16 protein-coding genes, 1 pseudogene and 1 riboswitch are annotated in these 20224 nt (G+C 43.6%); of the genes and pseudogenes, 6 read left to right on the top strand and 11 right to left on the bottom strand.

Features of this window, described 5'->3' with window-relative positions; genetic code table 11:
• Positions 1-18: 18 nt before the first annotated feature.
• The 5 genes from ACJROX_RS06160 to ACJROX_RS06140 form a co-directional block, all read right to left on the bottom strand.
• A complete protein-coding gene (locus ACJROX_RS06160; RefSeq protein WP_408009876.1) occupies positions 19-1545 on the bottom strand; it encodes a SagB family peptide dehydrogenase in 1527 nt (508 codons plus the stop codon).
• A 21-nt stretch (positions 1546-1566) separates the two neighbouring features.
• Positions 1567-3513: a TOMM precursor leader peptide-binding protein gene (locus ACJROX_RS06155; protein ID WP_408009875.1), complete on the bottom strand. Its 1947-nt coding sequence runs from the start codon at positions 3511-3513 to the stop codon at positions 1567-1569.
• Positions 3510-5414: a putative thiazole-containing bacteriocin maturation protein gene (locus ACJROX_RS06150; protein ID WP_408009874.1), complete on the bottom strand. Its 1905-nt coding sequence runs from the start codon at positions 5412-5414 to the stop codon at positions 3510-3512. The genes ACJROX_RS06155 and ACJROX_RS06150 overlap by 4 nt, the downstream gene beginning before the upstream one ends.
• A 131-nt stretch (positions 5415-5545) precedes the next feature.
• Complete coding sequence (locus ACJROX_RS06145; protein ID WP_408009873.1) at positions 5546-5836, bottom strand: heterocycloanthracin/sonorensin family bacteriocin; 291 nt, start codon at positions 5834-5836, stop codon at positions 5546-5548.
• A 237-nt stretch (positions 5837-6073) separates the two neighbouring features.
• The gene (locus ACJROX_RS06140; protein ID WP_408009872.1) at positions 6074-7249 is read right to left on the bottom strand and encodes a S8 family peptidase; all 1176 of its coding nucleotides are present in this window, start codon (positions 7247-7249) and stop codon (positions 6074-6076) included.
• Between the two features lie 339 nt (positions 7250-7588).
• On the opposite strand from ACJROX_RS06140, the gene ACJROX_RS06135 reads away from it, so the two are divergent.
• From ACJROX_RS06135 to ACJROX_RS06120, 4 genes are all read left to right on the top strand, one after another.
• Positions 7589-8617 carry a DUF3231 family protein gene (locus ACJROX_RS06135; RefSeq protein ID WP_408009871.1) on the top strand — a complete coding sequence of 343 codons (1029 nt, stop codon included), beginning with the start codon at positions 7589-7591 and terminating at the stop codon, positions 8615-8617.
• Positions 8607-9611, top strand: a complete 1005-nt coding sequence (locus tag ACJROX_RS06130) for a DUF3231 family protein (protein WP_408009870.1) — start codon at positions 8607-8609, stop codon at positions 9609-9611. Before ACJROX_RS06135 ends, ACJROX_RS06130 begins: the two co-directional genes overlap by 11 nt.
• A gap of 154 nt (positions 9612-9765) precedes the next feature.
• Complete coding sequence (locus ACJROX_RS06125) at positions 9766-10698, top strand: DMT family transporter (protein ID WP_408009869.1); 933 nt, start codon at positions 9766-9768, stop codon at positions 10696-10698.
• 87 nt (positions 10699-10785) lie between these two features.
• Positions 10786-10914 (top strand): FbpB family small basic protein, encoded by a 129-nt coding sequence (locus ACJROX_RS06120; protein ID WP_408009868.1) that lies wholly within the window; start codon positions 10786-10788, stop codon positions 10912-10914.
• 39 nt (positions 10915-10953) lie between these two features.
• Here ACJROX_RS06120 and ACJROX_RS06115 read toward each other — a convergent pair whose 3' ends face one another.
• Both ACJROX_RS06115 and ACJROX_RS06110 read right to left on the bottom strand, forming a co-directional pair.
• Positions 10954-11208: a hypothetical protein gene (locus tag ACJROX_RS06115; protein WP_408009867.1), complete on the bottom strand. Its 255-nt coding sequence runs from the start codon at positions 11206-11208 to the stop codon at positions 10954-10956.
• 804 nt (positions 11209-12012) lie between these two features.
• Positions 12013-12195 carry a hypothetical protein gene (locus ACJROX_RS06110; RefSeq protein WP_408009866.1) on the bottom strand — a complete coding sequence of 61 codons (183 nt, stop codon included), beginning with the start codon at positions 12193-12195 and terminating at the stop codon, positions 12013-12015.
• A 186-nt stretch (positions 12196-12381) separates the two neighbouring features.
• Here ACJROX_RS06110 and ACJROX_RS06105 point away from each other — a divergent pair, with 186 nt between their 5' ends.
• Positions 12382-13989, top strand: coding sequence for a bifunctional metallophosphatase/5'-nucleotidase (locus ACJROX_RS06105; protein ID WP_408009865.1), 1608 nt, complete (start codon positions 12382-12384; stop codon positions 13987-13989).
• Between the two features lie 94 nt (positions 13990-14083).
• Here the strand turns inward: ACJROX_RS06105 and ACJROX_RS06100 are convergent, their stop codons facing one another.
• The 4 genes and pseudogenes from ACJROX_RS06100 to ACJROX_RS06085 form a co-directional block, all read right to left on the bottom strand.
• A complete protein-coding gene (locus ACJROX_RS06100) occupies positions 14084-15007 on the bottom strand; it encodes an LD-carboxypeptidase (RefSeq protein WP_408009864.1) in 924 nt (307 codons plus the stop codon).
• Positions 15008-15407: 400 nt separating this feature from the next.
• Positions 15408-17147 carry an alkaline phosphatase D family protein gene (locus ACJROX_RS06095; RefSeq protein ID WP_408009863.1) on the bottom strand — a complete coding sequence of 580 codons (1740 nt, stop codon included), beginning with the start codon at positions 17145-17147 and terminating at the stop codon, positions 15408-15410.
• Between the two features lie 366 nt (positions 17148-17513).
• Complete coding sequence (gene thiM / locus ACJROX_RS06090; protein WP_408009862.1) at positions 17514-18320, bottom strand: hydroxyethylthiazole kinase; 807 nt, start codon at positions 18318-18320, stop codon at positions 17514-17516.
• Between the two features lie 35 nt (positions 18321-18355).
• A pseudogene (locus tag ACJROX_RS06085) lies at positions 18356-19021 on the bottom strand (SDR family oxidoreductase).
• Positions 19022-19187: 166 nt separating this feature from the next.
• Positions 19188-19289: riboswitch (TPP riboswitch) on the bottom strand.
• Between the two features lie 142 nt (positions 19290-19431).
• Between ACJROX_RS06085 and ACJROX_RS06080 the strand changes: the two are divergent.
• Complete coding sequence (locus tag ACJROX_RS06080; protein ID WP_408009861.1) at positions 19432-20220, top strand: DUF4931 domain-containing protein; 789 nt, start codon at positions 19432-19434, stop codon at positions 20218-20220.
• Positions 20221-20224: the final 4 nt, after the last annotated feature.

Genomic DNA, 20224 nt, shown 5'->3' with positions numbered 1-20224 from the left:
AGTCGGACAAATATGTGTTCAAATCAATAAACCCTTCAACCAGGGCCGAGGTTGGTAGGCTCCAATCGGAATCTGGATGAGGCTCGATTTTCCATCCAATTTATATATGGCGTCAGATGTGGCGACATCGAATCCAAGTAATGGGTGTCCTCCCATATCGAGTGCTGATGCGCCTAATAGCAGGCGCTGCATGAGCATCCCGGCTTTCATCTGTTGGATCCGGTAACCCCGGTAACCCAAGTCCTCTTTTAAATGATCAGCTGAACCGACGATATGCAGGCAGATCCGCACTTGATAGAGATTCACGTTATGAGCCGTCATCCCGGACTGCAAACGAAGACGTAAATCCCCCGGCTGGATCAGCTCAAGAAAATGGTTAACGGAATCGTAGCGATACGCCCCATTCGGAATATCTTCTACATTGTAAAAACAGCCATATAGCTCGATCCTGTCGTCGGAATCACCTGCATCACTTTTATAAACAAAATCCATTGCGGCTTCTTGAAGGAGGATTGATAACTCCTGTTTCGTGATATTTTTCATGGCAAAATCCATATCAGGTGAGTAGCGTTTGCGGCAAACGGTTGTAAAATCATAGTCTAGCCGGTCATTTTGGGGTAGATAGATGTTTTGCCTCTCATCTTTAACAGTTTCCGTACTTTTTAAAGTTGAAAAGCATCTTGTCGAGTCAATCATCGCAGCTTCATTCATTTGCGTAATCAATGGATAGTCCAGGATATTTTTCGATCGGTTAAAATGGTCGGTTTCAAGCTTCGGCATGAAATTGATCAGTTCCTCAGCCGTAATGGCGCTCTTTCCTTCCGACAACTCGATTTCCGGTTCGAGGGATAAAGGGATGACGGCGTAGACACTTTCCTCCTCCCCATTCACTCCTAATAAATGGTTGACGGCACGGTCGAGGAATTGGAAAAACACATAGGACGAGTACCCGAAGCGTTTCCCCAATTCAAGAAGCTGGCCGATTAACGCACCTGCATCGAGCCCTTGCAAACGATACGCAAAATTATTGTACTTGAAAAAGTTTTTCCAGAACATCGTCGTCACGAAAACCGCTCCGAAACTATTCTTAACATCACAGCGCTCACCAAGCGATTGGTTGAGATAGCTGTCGTAATTCCCTTCCCTGAGCATTACAAGTCTATGATGGGCGGCATCAAAATGGTAGACCCCATCGGCAAGCCCTTCTACTTTTAAATAGACGTACACTTCATTCGGATACAATCCACCGCCCGAGGGAACGAAACGCCGTAATTGTTGCAGGAGGTCAGATGAATCCATATAGATTGACTCCGACAATTGGGAAAGTCCATAAGCATGCCAGAGAAATTGGCCGATGGTTTCGCGCGATACCTCTGTCTTCCCGTCAGGCTCTGTCAGCGGAGGTCCAGTAGATAGCGGTATAGTTGGCAGATCACGATAAAGTTTATACGGCAGCGGTGCATCCTCCCAGTCTATATCAAAATCTGGAGGCTTCACCTGATCGATGTCATAATGTAGATTGTGGAGAAATTCATCAAGGTTCACCTTTCAGCCTCCTCTCGCCGGTTACGGGAACGGATGTGGATTTGGATTGAGCTGATCGTACTTCAGCGGTTGTTCGCAATAGCCAAGCTCTTCTGGTACTGTCAAAACGCGTTGCAAACCTTTCACCCGGATGAGGTCATGGCCGAAAGTCATCGGCAGCATGCCCGGAATCAGGACTTTTACGCAATGTAGACCATTCCGCCTGATTTCAGCTGTCGTCTGATCCACTACGATCACATCAAGCTCCAATTTCTTGAATGCCTGGAGGACTTCCTTCAGATCTTCCGTCAAGTCATGGTGATGGGTCTTCCATTGGAATGCTTCAGCAAATGTCTGTATCAGGCGGTCCCCATCCAGTAAAAACTTGAGCCGTTCTTCAGCTTCTTTCAATCCGTACAGCATACCATGATCATCCATCGTTTTTACACAGGAGGAATCGTGATACAACTTCACATATTCGCTCTTATGCGATTCAAATTTTTCTTCGAGCGACATCACCATCCCTGCCAGTTCATAAACGGCGCTCTTCACCGCTTTAACCGGATCGAGGTGGGCACCCGCTGCACAGAGGAGGTTCATACCTCTTTGCTTCGAGTTTTTGACCAAAGCCCAAACGCTCGGTATCCCATGCTCCAACGTGGCGTTATACAGATGAAGTTCATATCCGCCGATCTCCCTCAACCGTTCGATCATCAGATGGAGTTCTTTGTCATCCGCTGAATAAGGATCCAAGCGAGGAAGGTTCAGCTGGGCATACCAGGTTATCAAAAAGGCATCACGTTCAACGACTTCCATGATTCCATAAAAAATCGCTTCCTCCAAGCTGCCACCTAGTGCACACCCATTCGATGTTTCATAGACAAATCCATCCCCGCATCCCATGCTGTAATAGGCAAGCAGTTCAGGAACAAGGAGTGGACGGTCTTGTATAAACGAGTGGCCCCATACCCAGTTCATTTTCCGATCAGGGTCGAACTTTTGGTATGGAAAATCTGGCTTGTCGTAATGTTCATCCTCATGGACGCCGACCTCCAACGGATGCAGTGCCTGGTGTCCAAGATTCCGATAACTGTCAAAAACCACGGTCCTCTTTCCGCGGGCAGCGATTCCGCATGAGCGTTCCAATGCTTCTAGGATCCCGGTCATTTCACTCAGCTTATAGGAATGCGTCCTCCCTCCTGTCCCCTCACTCCTGTTGAAAAGTGGAAGGTTCACGATGACATCGGCAAACAACGTTACGGAATCGTACATTTTGTGATTCGTCATCCCTGTCCGGGTATTGAAGTAATCCTTCTCTAAAACCGTCTTCAGGTCATCCATCGACCTTGTTCGAAAACCGGTCTGACTTACCTTTGGACTCGGTTTCAGGGTGATCCTGGCATCTTGTTCTGTGTCTTCGGGCAGATTGCTGCAGACCGGACATACAGCTTCAGGTAAAATGAACCGCCATGACCCATCCAACGTTTTCAGATTCATTAAATAGATATAATCGGCAGACTGTGTACATTCCCCTTCCAACACCTTTTTCGCTTCCCTTTCAATCAGGTGGGCAAGTTGCAGAAGTCCCATGTTGGAAGACCAGGCATCAGGAGGAAGACCGTCTTGCTTTGTCATTTGTCGTTCCCTCAACCCCCACATCTCCGGAGTTTCACGACCAGCCATCATTAGACGTGTGTCAGCACAATAAGAGCATCCTTCCTGGTCGGATTGGACAAGCGGGCCGACCACACCTTCACCGAATGAAAGGAACCCTCTCAACCAAGGAATACGCAGCTGCCGGAGCACATCTTCTGCCTGCTGGTGTATAAAGGGTACCCACGTATCGTGTAAAACGAGGACCAATTCGGTCATTTCTGGCACATCTTCTCCGATTGATACGTGACGTATGACTTTAAAATCCATGTTCAGTTTTTCATAAACTTTTTCAGCGAGCATTCCGTATCCCACTACCAGCACAGTACCACTCACAGTAAAGGGGCCTCCTTTCTTAGCATGACGCCGACTAAGACTGCCTGTTCTTTTTGAAGCAATGGTTCCATCGGTAATTGGAATACGTTGAGTGTTCTCCGGCTTTTTTTGAAAACTTGCTTGGCGTTCTGCAGGCTTTCAGTCATATCTGAAGGCAAGACCTCAAACTCTGAAGGATTTGTTTCATTCACAGTTATGAAAGGTTGTTCAATCACCATCGAGGAGAAATCAGCCTTTTTGTTCTGCCCTTTCATCACTGCATGCTTAAGTGTATTACGGAGGGCAATCGTAAGATCTAAACCGACACTTCCGTACCATTTGTTCTTCATCTCGAGCCATATGACAGGAAACCCAGCTGATTCTTTCCCCAAATAGATTCTCGGCTCTTTTCCCATCGTTTTCAATGACTGTAAAAGAAAGCGGCAATGGTCATCTTCTATAGCACTTGCATTTAACGGGGTGGCTAAAAACTGATGATTCTCTGTTTGGTTACGCAGCTCCTCCAGAAGACATTTTTGCAGACCACGGTAAACACCTTCCGCATTTGTTTCTCCAGCACCGATCCCAATGAACGTTTCCAATTTGTTTGTTAACTGCAGTTTCTCTATAAACCTTTCACCATAGGTCTCCAAACCGACTAATCCTGCTTCGCGTCGAGCTTCTTCATGGGTTAGGCCACCGCAAATCTCAGGGGGTAAAAGTTCAGACGGACCATCCGAAAGGGGATCAACGACTTGGACCTCGCACTGTGACAGTAGGGTTTGATTCAAGTCACCTTCCTCCCATCGATGAAAAACCCCTGAAACGTTTGAAGTCATTTGGCTGAAGGCCGTGAATAAATTACTCGGATCTCTTTTTGTTTTTTCAAAAAACTGTTTTTCTTCCAACCATTCCACGGAGCCTTGCCCATTTGGATGCGGTAAGAAAGCATGCCACTTTCCTTCCAAGGTATAAAGGTCCAAAAGGTAAAAATGTGGACGATCCCTTCCAGCAACGTCTGTCAGTTTTTTGAACATCTCGAAGGCGCATATGTTGGTGAGCATCGCTCCAGCTGTAGAAGAGCAAGAATCGGATACCTGATCTCTTTCAAATACAGTTTTGTGTATACTCTGCCAGGCGGACGACCAACATCCCTCTGACCCAGGAAAAGTGACCGGTCCTACGACACCGTATCCGTCAATACATACAGCAGGGATGAACATCTTCTTTCCTTTTTCACAAGCGGATTGAACTGTACGAAGTTCCTCCAATTCACCCTGTTGAGAGACATACACCACACCGTCGAACGGCTCGATGACATCGTCCCAGGAATTCCCCCTCTCTGCCTGGGAGATGATGTGGATCGCTACCTCGGGATCTGTTTTCCGTGCATGCATTGTCAACTCGGACAACCGCTTTCGATTCGTTGTCATCGAGTCAGTGATCAACGTGTGGAAAGTGGGCAACCCGGACTCGAGCAACGCCGAAACCAACGAAACGAAAATCGGGCCAGATCCGATTGCCAGTACTTTTGTTTTCCGATATTCCTGGAAGCGAAAAGCTCCCGAGCCTCCGAAACTGTTCAGAAACTCGATTTGGTGGGCATACTTTTTTAAAATTTCCTCCTTCAGTTGATGCGGACTGTCTTGACTCAGATCCCGTAAAAAACCGTTCTTATACAAGGTTTCTGTAATCTCAAAAACCCGGTCCCTATATGGTCCGGGTAATCCTTCCGTCATTTGCCCTAATGTAAAATCCCCGTTGTACATCGGAAGCAATTTTTCTACCCACTGATCGATCGACTTGCCTTCCATCTTGAAGGATCCCGCGTTGTTCCTGAAATACACACTGCCTTTGGGATCAGGCAGAAAGAACGTATCCCTATTCACTATCATACGCATCGAAGGGCTCAGTTTCATCATTCCGCTCCTCCTTAACCGAGAGCTGTTCTGAATTCTTCATATGAGTGTATGCAGGACAATTTGTCTTATATGCTTGAAAGAAGAAAAGAATCCCAGCTTTTGAGACTGGGATACTTCTGGAAAATCCTTTTTTATTGGCCGCCGCATGGACCACCGCATCTGCCGCCACATCTGCCCCCGCATCTTCCACCACAGTGACCGAAACACCTGCTACATGGTCCGAAACACCTGCTGCACGGACCGAAGCAATGACCAAAACAGTGACCGAAACAGCGACCGAAACAGCGACCGAAACAATGGCCTACGAATACACACAACCGTGACTCATCTTCATATTCTTCGTAATAATTACTCGGGACAAACTCATTCGCATTATAATCGCCGATGTCCAGCCCTTGAAGATCTTGTCGGAACTCATTCATTACCTTTCCCCCTATCCTTCATTACTCGAGTTGACTGTAATAATACAAGATTGAAAGCTTAATACTCTCTTCAACACAGTATGAAGGAGGGTTGGGTGTTGTTACTGATCGACCTGTCTCTATTTGCTGAAGAGTTTTCAGGAGGATAAAGGACAATTGATAGTTTCTTTGATTGTGACTTTGAAAATTTTCTTTGTTTTTAAAAACCTCCGGGTCGTAGCCTGGAGGTTATCTTAGTTATAGTTGTACAGCATTTGCTGCGTTTACCCGTCCATTTTGGAAAAGTATACCCGTGCCAGTCAGTTCATCCGCTGTATCCTCGAGAGCTGCACGGATTTGCTTAGCGTTTTTCCCCTGGGCTGCAAGCAAACCGGCTACACCCGCGACAACCGGTGATGCCATCGATGTTCCTGAGTAGCTCGCATAGCCACCGTTTGGAATCGTCGAATAGATGTCAACACCAGGAGCCGCGATATCTACCCATGTTCCATAGTTGGAGAAGTAAGCAAGCGCATCATCCTGATCAGTAGCTGCTACTGCAATTGCATTCTCATAATATGCCGGATAACTTGGGAGCGGTGTACTTTCATTTCCAGCAGCTGCCACTACGACAGAGCCTTGTTCCCACGCATAGTTAACCGCCTCTTCTAACGTCTGCGAGCCAATTTTACCGCCAAGACTCAGATTGATGACTTGAGCACCCTGATCAGCAGCATAACGGATGCCCTGGGCGACGTCATCCAGAGAACCGCTGCCATCCGCATCCAGCACGCGTACTGGAAGAATGGATGCTTCAGGTGCCAACCCGGCAATCCCCTCACCATTATCCGTGTTTGCTGCCGCAATACCTGCAACGTGTGTACCGTGTTCATTTTCATCGATCGCATCGTTATCATCATCGACAAAATCATAGCCTTGCAGTACTTTGCCGTTCAGATCTGGATGATTGTAGTCAACGCCAGTATCGATGACTGCGATCTTAACGGATGGGTCGCTCAGGGTAACGTCCCAAGCTTCTTCAGCACCGATCTTTTGGGGGGCATATTGAAGCGAATGATAGGCAGGATCGTCAGGCATATAGCTTGCATGGAGCGTGACATTCGGTTCAGCAAACGATACAGAATCAAGAGCTTCAAATTCTTCGACCGCTTCTGAAACATTGCCATCTACTTTTACGACGAAAAATTCATCGGTTTTATCAATGATTTCACCATCAAATTTGGAAATGACTTCCTCGACGATTGAAATGGTGCTCGAGTCTTTCAAATGAACAATGATTTCTTGTGGTGCTGACTGTTCAGTAACAAAGGTAAAAGTAGGTCCCTTTTCACCTGAACCTGCAGCGGACGCTGGTATTGCCATAGATGCGACAAGGGATACGGATGCCGCAAAAGCCACGAAACGCTTTAACATAGAATCACTCCCAATATGTATTGACCTACAAAGTTGTCAGGTACAGCGAGTGGATTCTACAGAAATCTACATTTCCCTCTAAAATTATTTAAAGATAATATCATTTTCCTAAATTAAAGAAGTGGATAAGTGGTTATATAAGCCTAGTAACCTTTCAGTTGACAGAAAATCACAGGATACATGATTATCATGGCAAATAATCAATGCTTTTCTAATATTAAACAAATTACTGCGTATTTTTTTGGCAATCAGGGAACCTTAAGAAAAATCCATTTTTATATCAACAGTTAATAACCTATCAATAATTTAGTTGGATCACTTTTGAATGGGGGTACTTCAGTGACTAATGGTAACCACAACACTCCGTTGACATCAGCTGAAATGGCAGGTTTATGGGGGCAATATATGAATGATAGTGCAGCAAGATGCGTATTGGCTCATTTTTTGATGACAGTAGAGGACAGTCAGATCCGTCCTGTTCTTGAGTTTGCGTTTTCTGCATCAAAAGACCATATTGAATTTCTTAAGGAGCTCTTTGAACAGGAAACCTTTCCAATCCCAGTCGGATTCTCAAAAAAGGATGTGAATTTAGAAGCCCCTCGATTGTTTTCAGATCTTTTCTATCTTTCCTATTTGAAAAATATGTCCATTCTCGGTATGACTGCAAGTACTCTCGCAATTGGTTTAGGAGCTCGTTCGGACATAGTCGCCTTTCATAAGAATGTACTGTCTGATGCTGTTAAACTACATAAGATGGCCAAGGAATTAATGATAGAGAAAGGGATTTATATACGCCCTCCGTATATTTCACCACAAGATAAAATCGACTTTGTTTCCAATCAGGACTTTTTAGGTAAATACATTGGTGATCAACGCCCCTTGACTACGGTTGAAATGTCCCATTTATATTTGAATATTGAAACGAATGCAGTAGGAAAAGAAATGATGGTGGCATTTGCACAAGTGGCAAAGCAGAAAAAAGTAAAAAAATACTTATTACGTGGTAAGGAAATTGCCGAAAAGCATGTCAATGTTTTCAGCCGAATCCTGATTGATGACGATCTTCCTGCCGCCATGAACTGGGACTCCTCCGTAACAGTTTCAACGGTCCCGACCTTCTCCGATAAATTGATCATGTTCCACGTAACTGCTATGAATGCATCAGGAGTTGGAAATTATGGGACTGCCATTGCAGTAAGTCCAAGGAAGGATATTGCATTTAAATATTCCAGACTTTTAATGGAAATCTCACTTTATGCCGAAGATGGGGCGAACATCATGATTGACCAGGGATGGCTTGAAAAACCTCCGCACACACCTGATCGGAACCAATTAGTCATGGGAAGGGGAGATAAACATGGAATATGATCATCAAACGCGATTGACTTCAGCAGAGATGGCAACCTTGTGGGGACAGTATGTAACAGAAACCGCAACACGATGTGTATTACAGTATTTTTCAGCAACAGTGGAAAATCCGGATATCCGTTCGATCATAGAAGCTGCACTGGATGCTACGGTGGAGAACATAAAGTTTTTATCCGGCTTATTCGAAATGGAAGACTTTCCGATTCCAAAAGGATTTACAGAAGATGATGTCAATTTAGAAACCCCACGGTTGTTTTCAGATCTTTATTTCATCTTGAATTTAAAGGATATGACGATTGTTCAAATGTCCTCACAAACGCTTGGTATCGGTCTTGGGAGTCGTTCCGATGTCATCGGTTTCCATGAAACGCTCCTTTATAAGAATGTCCGGTTGCAAGAGAAGATCAAAGACGTCTTATTACAAAAGGGGCTTTATATCCGTCCTCCTTATTTCTCAGTTCCCGACCAGGTTGAATTTGTCACAGATCAAAGTTTTTTAGGCAATCTTATAGGTAAGCAGCGCCCTTTTACAGCGGTTGAAATCTCTCATTTATTCCTTACTACCGAATCCAACATCCTTGGAAAAGAAACCCAGTTAGGATTTGCACAAGCAGCAAAAAGCGAGAAAGTCAAAAACTATTTCTACAGAGGAAAAGAAATTGCGAATAAGCATATAAAAATCTTGAAACAAGTCCTCATCCAAGATGACCTGCCTGCTACGATGCCTTGGGATTCAGCGGTGACCGCTTCTACTGTTCCTCCCTTTTCAGACAAATTGATGATGTATCTCGTCTCAGTTTTGTCAGCAACTGGTATAGCGAAGTATGGAGCTGCCATGGGAGCAAGCCCAAGAAAAGATATCGCCTTGAAATACGCACGTTTCCTTTCAGAAATCTCGTTATACGCTGAAGACGGTGCAAACATCATGATTGAAAACGGATGGCTTGAGGAACCGCCCCACGCTCCAGACCATGATAAGCTTATCAAGGATTGAAAGTAGGCTCCGTTCGGATAGGATAGAAACTCAAATCACCTGGTTTGCGAACAGCTGCTAGTCCATCCTTTCCTCAAGCGGTTTCTTTGACAGCCTGAATTGATAGGAGTAAGATACACTTATCATTTGAACAGACAGGAAAGAGATGAGGGCTTTGTCTAAACCAGCAACCTATATCGTATTACTCTTGCTTATGATGATCTGGGGGTTCAATGTCATCGCCATCAAGCTGGTCGTCGAATATTTTGAACCGATCACGATCACCGCTTTCCGTATTTTGACGGCTGGGATCGTCGTCCTGATCGTTTTAGCTGCCAAAAAGGAATTCCGAAAAATGACACGGCAACAGCTAGTTTATGTCACGATTGGTTCTTTGACAGGAATAACTGGTCATCATTACTTTCTCTCGATGGGCTTGACGATGACGACAGCCTCGAATACAGGTCTTATCATCGCCTTGGTTCCGTTGATGACCTCTCTTCTGGCGATCGTGTTCCTCGGTGATCGGTTGACAATTTTACGATTGATCGGCATATTCCTCGGCTTGATCGGGGTTTCTTTCATTGTATTGAATGGTTCAGGAGAGCTTTCAAGCATCTCTCGCGGAGATTTCTATATTTTCCTTTGTGTGATCGCCCAGGCTGTCAGTTTTATTTATATCAAAAAAGCGACGGAAACGATGGACGCGAGACTCATTACATTCTGGATGCAAATCATCGGGTCCGCCTTCTTGTTCCTTATCAGCCTGAAAATAGAACCTCAAGGTCTCGAAAGCCTGACGACAGGCAAGCCTTGGATCTGGGCTGTATTCGCTTCATCTGCCATCCTTGCCACTGGCATCGGGCACATGTTTTATAACCGTGCCATCCATCAGCTGGGTGCAGGTGAAACGGCGATCTTCATCAATCTTACACCGTTCTTCTCGTTGACCGGATCTTATCTATTTTTGAATGAAACGATTGAGGCCTCCCAGCTCTTCGGGTTCATTTTCATCGTCTCAGGAGTCGTTCTAGGGACAGGTGCTTTGGAACACAGAAGGCATTATCAAGTGCGGAAACTCAAGCAAAAAGAAAGCAACCTCTCATGATTGAACGAATTGTCACATAATTTTAAAAATTATCATGATTATTAAAAAGTAATAGGTGGTACAATAGCATTGAAGGAGTTGATGACAATGCGCAAGCGAAAAACTTCATTTAAACAATTAGTCATTGAAAATAGAAACAACTTGATCAACAATCCACAAGAGATGGAAAAGATCGAGGAAAAGCTTGAGAAGAAGCAATTGAATAAGACATCTTAGAAACGTAAAAGGAGCTGGCCACTTGGCAGCTCCTTTTCTTTACGTATTCATGTTCCTTTTTATAAAATGGAATATGGCAATCACAATGAAACAAGTAATCGGATATGTCGGAATGGAGAATAACAAATTCCAGTTTTTATAGGTCAGTACATTGTTTTGAAGACATAACCACTCATAAGTGATCGAAATGATCGTCCATCCTAAAATATACAAGGCTAATTTGGGACCACGGAGCTGCCATTTATCATAAAAATAGGCGCAAGTCGGAAATATTGTCAAATGGGCTACTGCCATTGTCGGTTGGTATCCAGGCCCATCTAAAAAATCGTATAGATCATAGGGCTTTACGGCTATAAAGTAATCGATCGTTTCAATAAAAACAAGTACAAATATCCATAATGAGACGGTTACTAATGCACTGAACCTTTTTGGAAGCTTGATGAATATTAGTAAGCATAAAGCTCCTGTAAGAAGGAAGAACCATTCATTCTAATCAAATGTAGAATTCATTTGATCTTTCCTCCCTATAAAAAATGAAACAGAACAATTTCATGAAACCTAAAGAAATGACCAAGACAGAAAATTTCAAGCCATAAGACCACCAAAGTTCCCAATCCACATGCTTGAATAACCCGGCCCAATCACTTAACCATTCAAGCCGCAAAGGATATTCAGAAAGATAAACAACAACAGCCCTTTTATTTTAAGGCTTGTTGTTCCTGCATAAAAGTTAAGAAAACATACCACGATTAAAGGGCAGAGGACAGACCGGTTAAGTGCATCAGCCCAATTCAGCGATTTTAGCGCCGATAGGCTATACTTATCAAAATTCAAATATAGGATGCCTGAAATATTTTGGAACAGGATACTTGCTACGCACCAATAAGCAAGAATCTCCAATTTTCTAAGGTGCCGCCGACAAAGGAAAAGTACAGTATACATGATGATTGCGTTGATTATGACCGTAAAAATCAGTATCATATTTCACCCCGGGGGATTTTCTGGTTATTTTTTCCATGTGGATATTATCGAAGGATCAAAAAAAAACGAGCATTCCCCTCAAGGAAATGCTCGTTTTTTCTCGTGACAAAGGAACGGTTATGCTTGGTTCTCCTTACACTGGTCAAGAGCGGCATCCCAATTCGGAAAATAATACAATGCGTTTTTCATTAGCTCTGGGTTGGATTTCTTGACCTGTTTCTTTCGAAGGGCCCCTCCTTCCTTTTTTGCTAAATCAGAAATTTGCTGGACAACTTCTTCAACGCTCATACTAGCCTCCATCATATTCCTCCCTCGTTTGGTTACCTTCCATTCTCCCCTGATCAAGGAAAAACATACACATATGTCCATTTACCAGTGAACGCTGATCCAGAGTGTTACTGCCAAAATTACGATTTTGTAATCTCTTCTTAAAGTTCTATTAAAATTTGTCTGCTAATTTTAAAAGTGATAAAGGAGGTTAAAAGAATGATAGATTTCAGAAAAGCAATCCTCGCTTTCATATTATCGATTTCACTAGCTTGTACTTCTGTATTCGCTGAATCCCCAGAAAAAACACGCTTTGGCATAGGTGAAGAAAACAGATATATTCCCGTACAGCTTTTAGGTATCAATGATTTTCACGGCCAGATCGATGTTTATCAAAATATCGATGGAAGGAAAGCGGGAGGAGCTGAATATCTGGCAGCTTACATAAAAAAGCATAACCAAAACAATAAAAATTCATTGCTTGTCCATGCAGGAGATGTTGTAGGTGCAAGTTCTCCCGTATCTTCCCTTCTTCAGGATGAACCTACAATCGAAATTTTAAATGAACTCGGTTTTGATGTCGGTACAGTAGGCAATCATGAATTTGATGAAGGCGTCGATGAAATGAAGAGGCTGATTAATGGCGGATCCCATGAGGTTACCGGCGATTTTGAAGGTGCTGACTTCCCATATACTGTCGCCAATGTTAAAGATAAAAAAACCGGAGAACCAATACTTCCCCCATACGTCACCAAACGGGTAAATGGAATGGAAATTGGATTTATCGGAGTCGTCACCACCGAAACGAAAAACATCGTCCTTCCAAGTGGAATTGAAGATGTTGAATTCACAGATGAAGGTGAAGCGATCAACAAGGCTGTTAAAGAGTTGAAAGAAAAAGGGGTAAAATCCATCATTGTTCTTGGCCATGTTCCAGCATCTTCGAACACGGATGGTACAAATCCCTCGGGAGAATTAGCAGAATTGGCCCCTGAAATCGATGATGAGGTTGATGTCATCTTCGGTGGCCATAACCATGCTTATTCCAATGCAATTGTTGATGGTAAATTGATTGTCCAATCTTACTCTTATGGAACGGCTTTTTCAGATGTCGACTTGATGATCGACCCGAAAACGAAAGACATAGTAAAGAAGCAGGCTAAAATCGTGACTACATTCCATGACAGCATTACACCGGATGCTAAAGTAAAAGAAATGGTCGATCAATACAAGGAAGAAGTTGGACCGTTGATCAACGAAGTAGTCGGAGAAACTTCCGAACCAATTACGAGGGAACCAGATGAGAGCGGTGAATCCCCACTCGGTAATTTAGTAGCTGATTCCCAGCGTGCTTCTATGGAAACAGACTTTGCTTTCATGAATCCTGGTGGTATACGAACCGATCTTGATCAAGGAGAAACCACATGGGGCGAATTGTATACGATGCTCCCATTTGGCAACAACCTTGTGAAAATGACATTGACCGGTGATCAAATCAAGAAATTGTTAGAGCAGCAATGGAATGGTGGAACAAAACGAATTCTTCAAATTTCAGGATTGAAATATACTTGGGACAAATCAGCTCCCGAAGGCGAAAAAGTTCTTGATATGACTGATTCAGATGGAAGTCCTATCGATCCGCAAAAAGAATATACAGTAACCGTCAATAATTATATCGCTACTGGCGGTGACGGTTTCACGATATTGAAAGAAGGAGCAAATCAAGAAACAGGACCTCTTGCCCTAGATGCAATGATTGACTATATGAAGAATGAGAATAGTCCCATCGAAGCTCCTGTTATAGATCGCATTCAAGTAAAAGAATAAGCATGAGAGTGTCTGACCCCATCATTTTTGGGACAGGCGCTTTTTTCTTTTCAAGGGACCAAAGTATCTTTCATCCCATTCTACTTGTATTCACTCAAGGCATGACTGTCGGTTCAACAATGGTTAGTGTACGGTTGATCGTATCCATAAGGACATTTGCACCGATCGGAATTGCAGCTTTATACGTCCCATGACCGGAAGCGAGATTGGTCATAAGCGGTTTTCTGAGCGGCACCAGAAAATCATTGATCAGATCTTCATAAGTCTTCCCATAAGCTTCTACGCATTCCGTACATTCACCCATGATGATGCCTGTACAGTCATCCAGTTTCCCGGCTAACCTCAAGTGTTCAAGATAACGGTAAACCGTATTGATCGGTTCATGCGTTTCTTCCAAAAAGAGGATTTTACCCTTCGTATCGATCTCTGCTGGAGTTCCGAGCAAGCCGACGAAAGCGGTCAGATTCCCACCGACAATTCTTCCCGATACAATGCCAGGTACCTTCCCCACCAATTGCATGCCTGGGGGATTCGTTATTTGTCGTACTGGTGAGAATGTCGAAGTCATGGTATAGAACTGGTTGATATTGTACGGTGGTATTTCCGGCGTAAAATCAATCAGCATCAGGCTGTGAAAGGTTAATAGATCTGAAAACTGGTATAGAACGTTCAACAGGACAGTGATATCACTATATCCTGTAACGATCTTAGGATTCTGTTTGATAAGATTATAATCAAGATACGGAAGGATGCCTGCTACACCGACTCCACCCCGTGTTGGTAAAATCATTTTCACTTGTGGGTTCTGGAACATGCTCATCAAGTCTGTTACTCGCTCTTGCGGGGAGCCAGCAAGAAATCCGTCTACATCGTAAACATGATTACCGACGATGACATTGAACCCCATGTTTCTTAACGTATTGATCCTGGCATCAATCACTTCTCTTTCTAACGGACTCCCAAGGGTAACCACTCCAATCGTGTCCCCTCTTCTCAACATCCGTGGTTTCATTACCATATGTCCACCTCCAAGGTCATCCTTCCAATTGCGGAAGAAATGAACTAACTCTTATCATTTTATGGTGGACCCTCCGAGAAGTGAGTTGGACGTCTATATTTGTTTTAAAGATATTATTCTGGTTTTCAAGGTAATTTCAGATTTTTAAAGATAATTCTCATTTTTTAAAGTTGTCTCCGCTATTTTTAAAGATAAGGCTGTTAGTCTGAATTGTTGATAGGGCGAACCGTAAGCCTCCTCGCTGCGGGGTCTCTCCTGGATCGCGCTTTTCCCGCAGGAGTGGCGTGAATTTCTGCTTAAAAATCAACATCAAGATTTAACAGCACCAAAGATAAACAAGCTCTCCTCCAAAAACAGAAAAGAACTAACCCTTAGGCAGGGTTAGTTCACATGAATCTAACTAACGATTTCCGATTTCCATTTTATTAAGTTTTTTCATTTGTTTTTCATGAGCATTTTCTTGGGCTTCAATCCGGTCAGCTTCTACTTCAGCGGATTGTTTTTTCGTATTGGACAATGGCTTATCAACCTTCAGCTTCAATCCAGGTTCATTGTGTTTGATTTCGAAAGTAGCTCGGGTTGCGATCGCGGCCCCAGGCTGGCTGACATAGGGTACAACACGATAATCGGCTGTCCACTTTTGAGGTGTTATCGTGCAACGAACGTAGCCTCGGTAATCATTGAAAAATTTGATGTGTGGATTCTCAGCCAGGAATTGGGCTGTATCCTTCCGCTGTTCAGCCCCGTCCCCGCCAGAGGTAATGGATGTTCCGACAAATTCTGAGCCAAGGGTTTCTGAGTCAGGGTCATTATAATCCTTCTTGATATCCCCAGCCCAATTGGCATGCACATCCCCGGTCAAAACTACTAGATTTCCGACTTGGTTTTCACTGACAAAATCAAGTATTCGATCACGATTCGCCGCATATCCATCCCAGGCATCCATATTGTATTTTGGTGCATCTGCTGTATTGAAATTCAACTGATTGAAGAAAACCTGCTGGGCTAACACATTCCATCTAGCTTGCGACCTGCCAAGCCCTTCAAGCAACCATCTTTCCTGGTCTGCCCCAGTCAATGTACGATTAGGGTCCATCGATTCTTCATTGGGAGGTTTGATTCCGTCGCCATTCGCTTGATCATCACGGTATTGCCGGGTATCGAGTACATTGAATTCAACGAGATCACCGTATGTAAAGCGGCGATACAGATTCATGTCCGGACCTTGAGGAATGGATGATTTTCTCAGCGGCATATGTTCATAGTAGGCTTGATAAGCATTAATACGCCGCTGGATGAATTCTTCAACGGATTGTCCTTTTTCAGGTATTTCATCGGCATAGTTGTTTTCAACTTCATGGTCATCCCATGTTACGATCCAAGGACACGCAGCATGTGCGGCTCTCAAGTCTTTGTCGCTTTTATATTGGGCCAGTCTATTCCGGTAGTCGTCGAGCGTGATGATTTCCGGACCATTATGCGTACGTACATTACCTGTTTTGGAGATATATTCGTTTGGGCCGTATTCATAAATATAATCGCCGAGATGGAACACAAGATCGAGCTTTTCTTCTGCCATATGCCGATAAGCGGTGTAGTATCCATGCTCGAACTGTTGGCAGGAGGCGAAAGCGAAAGTCAGTTTGGATAGAGGTTGGCCCGGTGCAGGCAGTGTTTTGGTTTTCCCGACCGGACTGATTTCGTTACCTGCTTTAAAGCGGTAGTAGTATTGTTTATTCGCTTCCATGTCACCAACTTCTACATGTACTGAATGACCGAGTTCAGGGGTTGCAAGCTCCGTTCCTTGCTGCACGATTTTCCGGAAAGCTTCATCCTCAGCCAATTCCCATTGGACCGGTACATTATAATTCGGCATTCCACCGCCATTCAGTGGTTCCGGGGCAAGCCTTGTCCACAGTACCACGCTGTCAGATAACGGATCACCAGAAGCGACACCTAAAGTAAAAGGATAACTTGTAAATTGAGGAGCAGCTTCGACTCTCAAATTGTTCAAGGGCTGTGTCAGTGTCATACCCAAACCGACGACTGCAATTTTACTCACCTTATCCAAAAAGTCTTTCCGGTTCATAGATCGGTGCAATAATTTTTCAGAATCCTGGAACAAATCTTTTCGGTTCATCAGAAAATCTCCCTTCAGTATGTTGGTACACTTGGATTATAAGGAGGTTAGGTAAAACCAGTATGAATTTCTGATAAACTTCATTTAAAAATGAAATAGACAATCTTCATAAATATACCTACTAATGGACTACCGAAACGTATCAAGATTCATTTTAGGGTTCGATTTTCACTCCATTATGGAATTTAATGGTGATTATATAGGACATGTTACTTGCAGAATGGTAAGTCATTCGCAGTATTATCCAACCTTCTTCCATATACAATACCTTTATCGTTTATTTACAAAAGAATTACCCGTTAAGGAGTCTTGTTTCGACAAGTAAGTCCATCGATGACGAAACAAACGTAAAAACTGAAGAAATTGTTATCGTTCCTCAATTGATGCAATCTCATCGATATCCTCAGCGGAAACCTGTGAGAGGGCATTCAGGAATTCAACCTGGAAACTTCCTGGTCCCTCACCCCCTTTTCGTTCAGCTGCCATCTCTGCTGCTATACCATAGCTTGCTACAGCCGACGTTGCGGCCTTGACCAAATCTTTTTCCACTGCCGAAAAAGCTCCGATCACTGAACTTAGCAGACAGCCTGTCCCTGTGACTCTCGTGAGCATAAAATGACCGTTCCGTGCCACATAAGCCTTATCGCCATCGGAGATGACATCATCTACTCCAGTAACCACTACCACAAGACCCAGCTTCTCTGCAGCAGTTCGTGCTAGTTTTACAGAATCACGGTTCCTTTCCCCGGCATCCACACCTTTGATGGTCCATCTTTCTCCGATCACATTGGCTACTTCTGCGGCATTCCCTCGTAAGATCGAGATATCGATCTCTTTTAAAAGTTTCCGCGCTGTCTCTGTCCGGTAAGGTGTAGCACCAGCCCCTACAGGATCGAGAATAACGGGAACACCATGCTCGTTCGCCGCCTTCCCAGCAATGATCATCGACTCTACCACAGTTTCATCTAAAGTACCGATGTTGAGAACAACTGCCCCTGCAACCTTGGCCATATCTGCAACTTCCTCTTTCGCATAAGCCATGACAGGTGACACGCCTAAAGCTAACAGACCGTTTGCGGTGAAATTCGTCACTACCACATTCGTGATGTTATGCACCAGGGGCTTTTCCTTTCTGACTTTATCCAATGTGTTGGTAATAACGTTTTTATCCATTCTCTATCAACTCCTCTATCTGTCTACTTTTACAACTAGTTCATGACCAATCCACCATCGACCACTAAGTTTTGTCCAGTGACCGCCCTGCTCCAGGAAGACGCGAAGAATAAGACCGAATCCGCAACATCGTCGGGGGTAGTGACTTTTTGGAGTGGTGTGTTTTCTATTATTATCGCAAATACTTCATCAGGTGTAACCGCACTTGCATCTGTTTTTTCTAATAATCCACCAGAAACCATATTGACTGTAAAAGCAAGGAGTGCTCCTTTGCTCGTGTTATATTCATGATAGGCAACGACCGGGTTTTGGAAAAGGTTCGTCCCAATATTGATGACACGGCCGAACCTGAGCTCCGACATATCTTTTTTGCCTGCTTTCACTGTATTCAGGGCTGCTTTAACGCTACCTTCAAATGGGGTCTGATAGTCTTCCCACATGAAAATGTCTGCACTCTTCTTAATTGACAGCATCGAATCTAAAGGCCACCAATGCATTGTTCACGATGGTTGTGATCGGCTTTTTAAAATGATCCTAGCTTTATGGAACATTGCTTCCACTTCCTGAGGTTGTCTAATGTCTGCTTGAATGGCAATCGCTCTATCCTCACCGATTGTTTCAACAACTTGTCTCGCTTTTCCTTCATTTCTAAAGTAGTTGACTACTACTCTTGCACCCTCTCTGCCAAAAGCTTTGGCAATTGAAGCCCCAAGGCCTGCTGCTTCCTGTAATTAAAACGACCTGTTCCCGGATATCCAATCAAAACATCTCCTTCATAATCTTTTCATAAAGAAAACCTAAGCTTTTGCGAAAAGCTTGTTAAAAGTAAAAAGATCACCAGATATCTTAGTGACCTTTTAATAATTAATCTGCAAAAAGCCACTTCCCTACGCTAGTTCTACCTAGATCAGGTTCGAAGGGTCAGAGTATCCACTCCTCTCAGCAATCCATGCTCCCCTAGTGCTCAACCTATTTGAATTTAAAAAATTCATCATAGAAATCGATAGGGTCATAGTTTCTGAGTCGGTGGTTTAATAAAAGAAAAGAAAATGCCTCAGCATAGACGAACCGAATTGATCAGCCGTATAATTAGGTAGAAGACGTTTTTAATATGAATAAACACGTTGGTGATACTATGAAAAAAGAAACGATTCTAAAGTTCGATAAATCAATCGCCCGTAAAAAGCCGAACAACATCCACCAGAAGAAACCTTGCCCATTTTGTGTTACAGAAGGCCTTTCGGAATTATTGGAAACACAGGACTCGATCATCCTTGTGAAAAACAAATATCCCGTCGTACAGGATGCTTTTCAGACAGTGTTGATCGAAACGGATGATTGTGAATCTGAACTATCCGAGTATTCTAAGCCGCATCTTTTTAAATTGATTCGATTTGGAGTCGAGAAATGGTTGGAGATGGAGGAACAAGGGAGCTATCAATCCGTTTCTTTCTTTAAAAACTATGGACCTCTGTCGGGAGGATCTGTCCGACACCCGCATATGCAGATCATAGGCTTCAATGATGTAGATTACCGGGAAAACCTGAAGGAAGATTATTTTATAGGAGATGAAATCCATTGTTCCAACGGTGTCCAACTGAATCTATCAACAATGCCTATGATCGGTTTTACCGAATTCAATATCGTCATGAATGATGATCTCGCCGGAATCGACCAGGCTGCGGACTATATCCAGAAAACCGTACACTATATTCTTCATCATTATAATGGCCAAGGCTGCTCAAGTTATAATCTCTTTTTCTACCATTGGCTGGGTAAGATATTCATCAAGATCATCCCTCGATATCCCACAACCCCGCTTTTTGTCGGATATGGTTTTCGCCAAGTATTCAGCGATCCATTTGTTCTGATTGAGGATTTTCAAAAGTATTCTTTCTAAACGA

Source organism: Pseudalkalibacillus sp. A8 (assembly GCF_045920555.1).
Classification (GTDB): domain Bacteria; phylum Bacillota; class Bacilli; order Bacillales; family Fictibacillaceae; genus Pseudalkalibacillus.
This window is presented reverse-complemented; position numbering and strand designations above follow the sequence as displayed.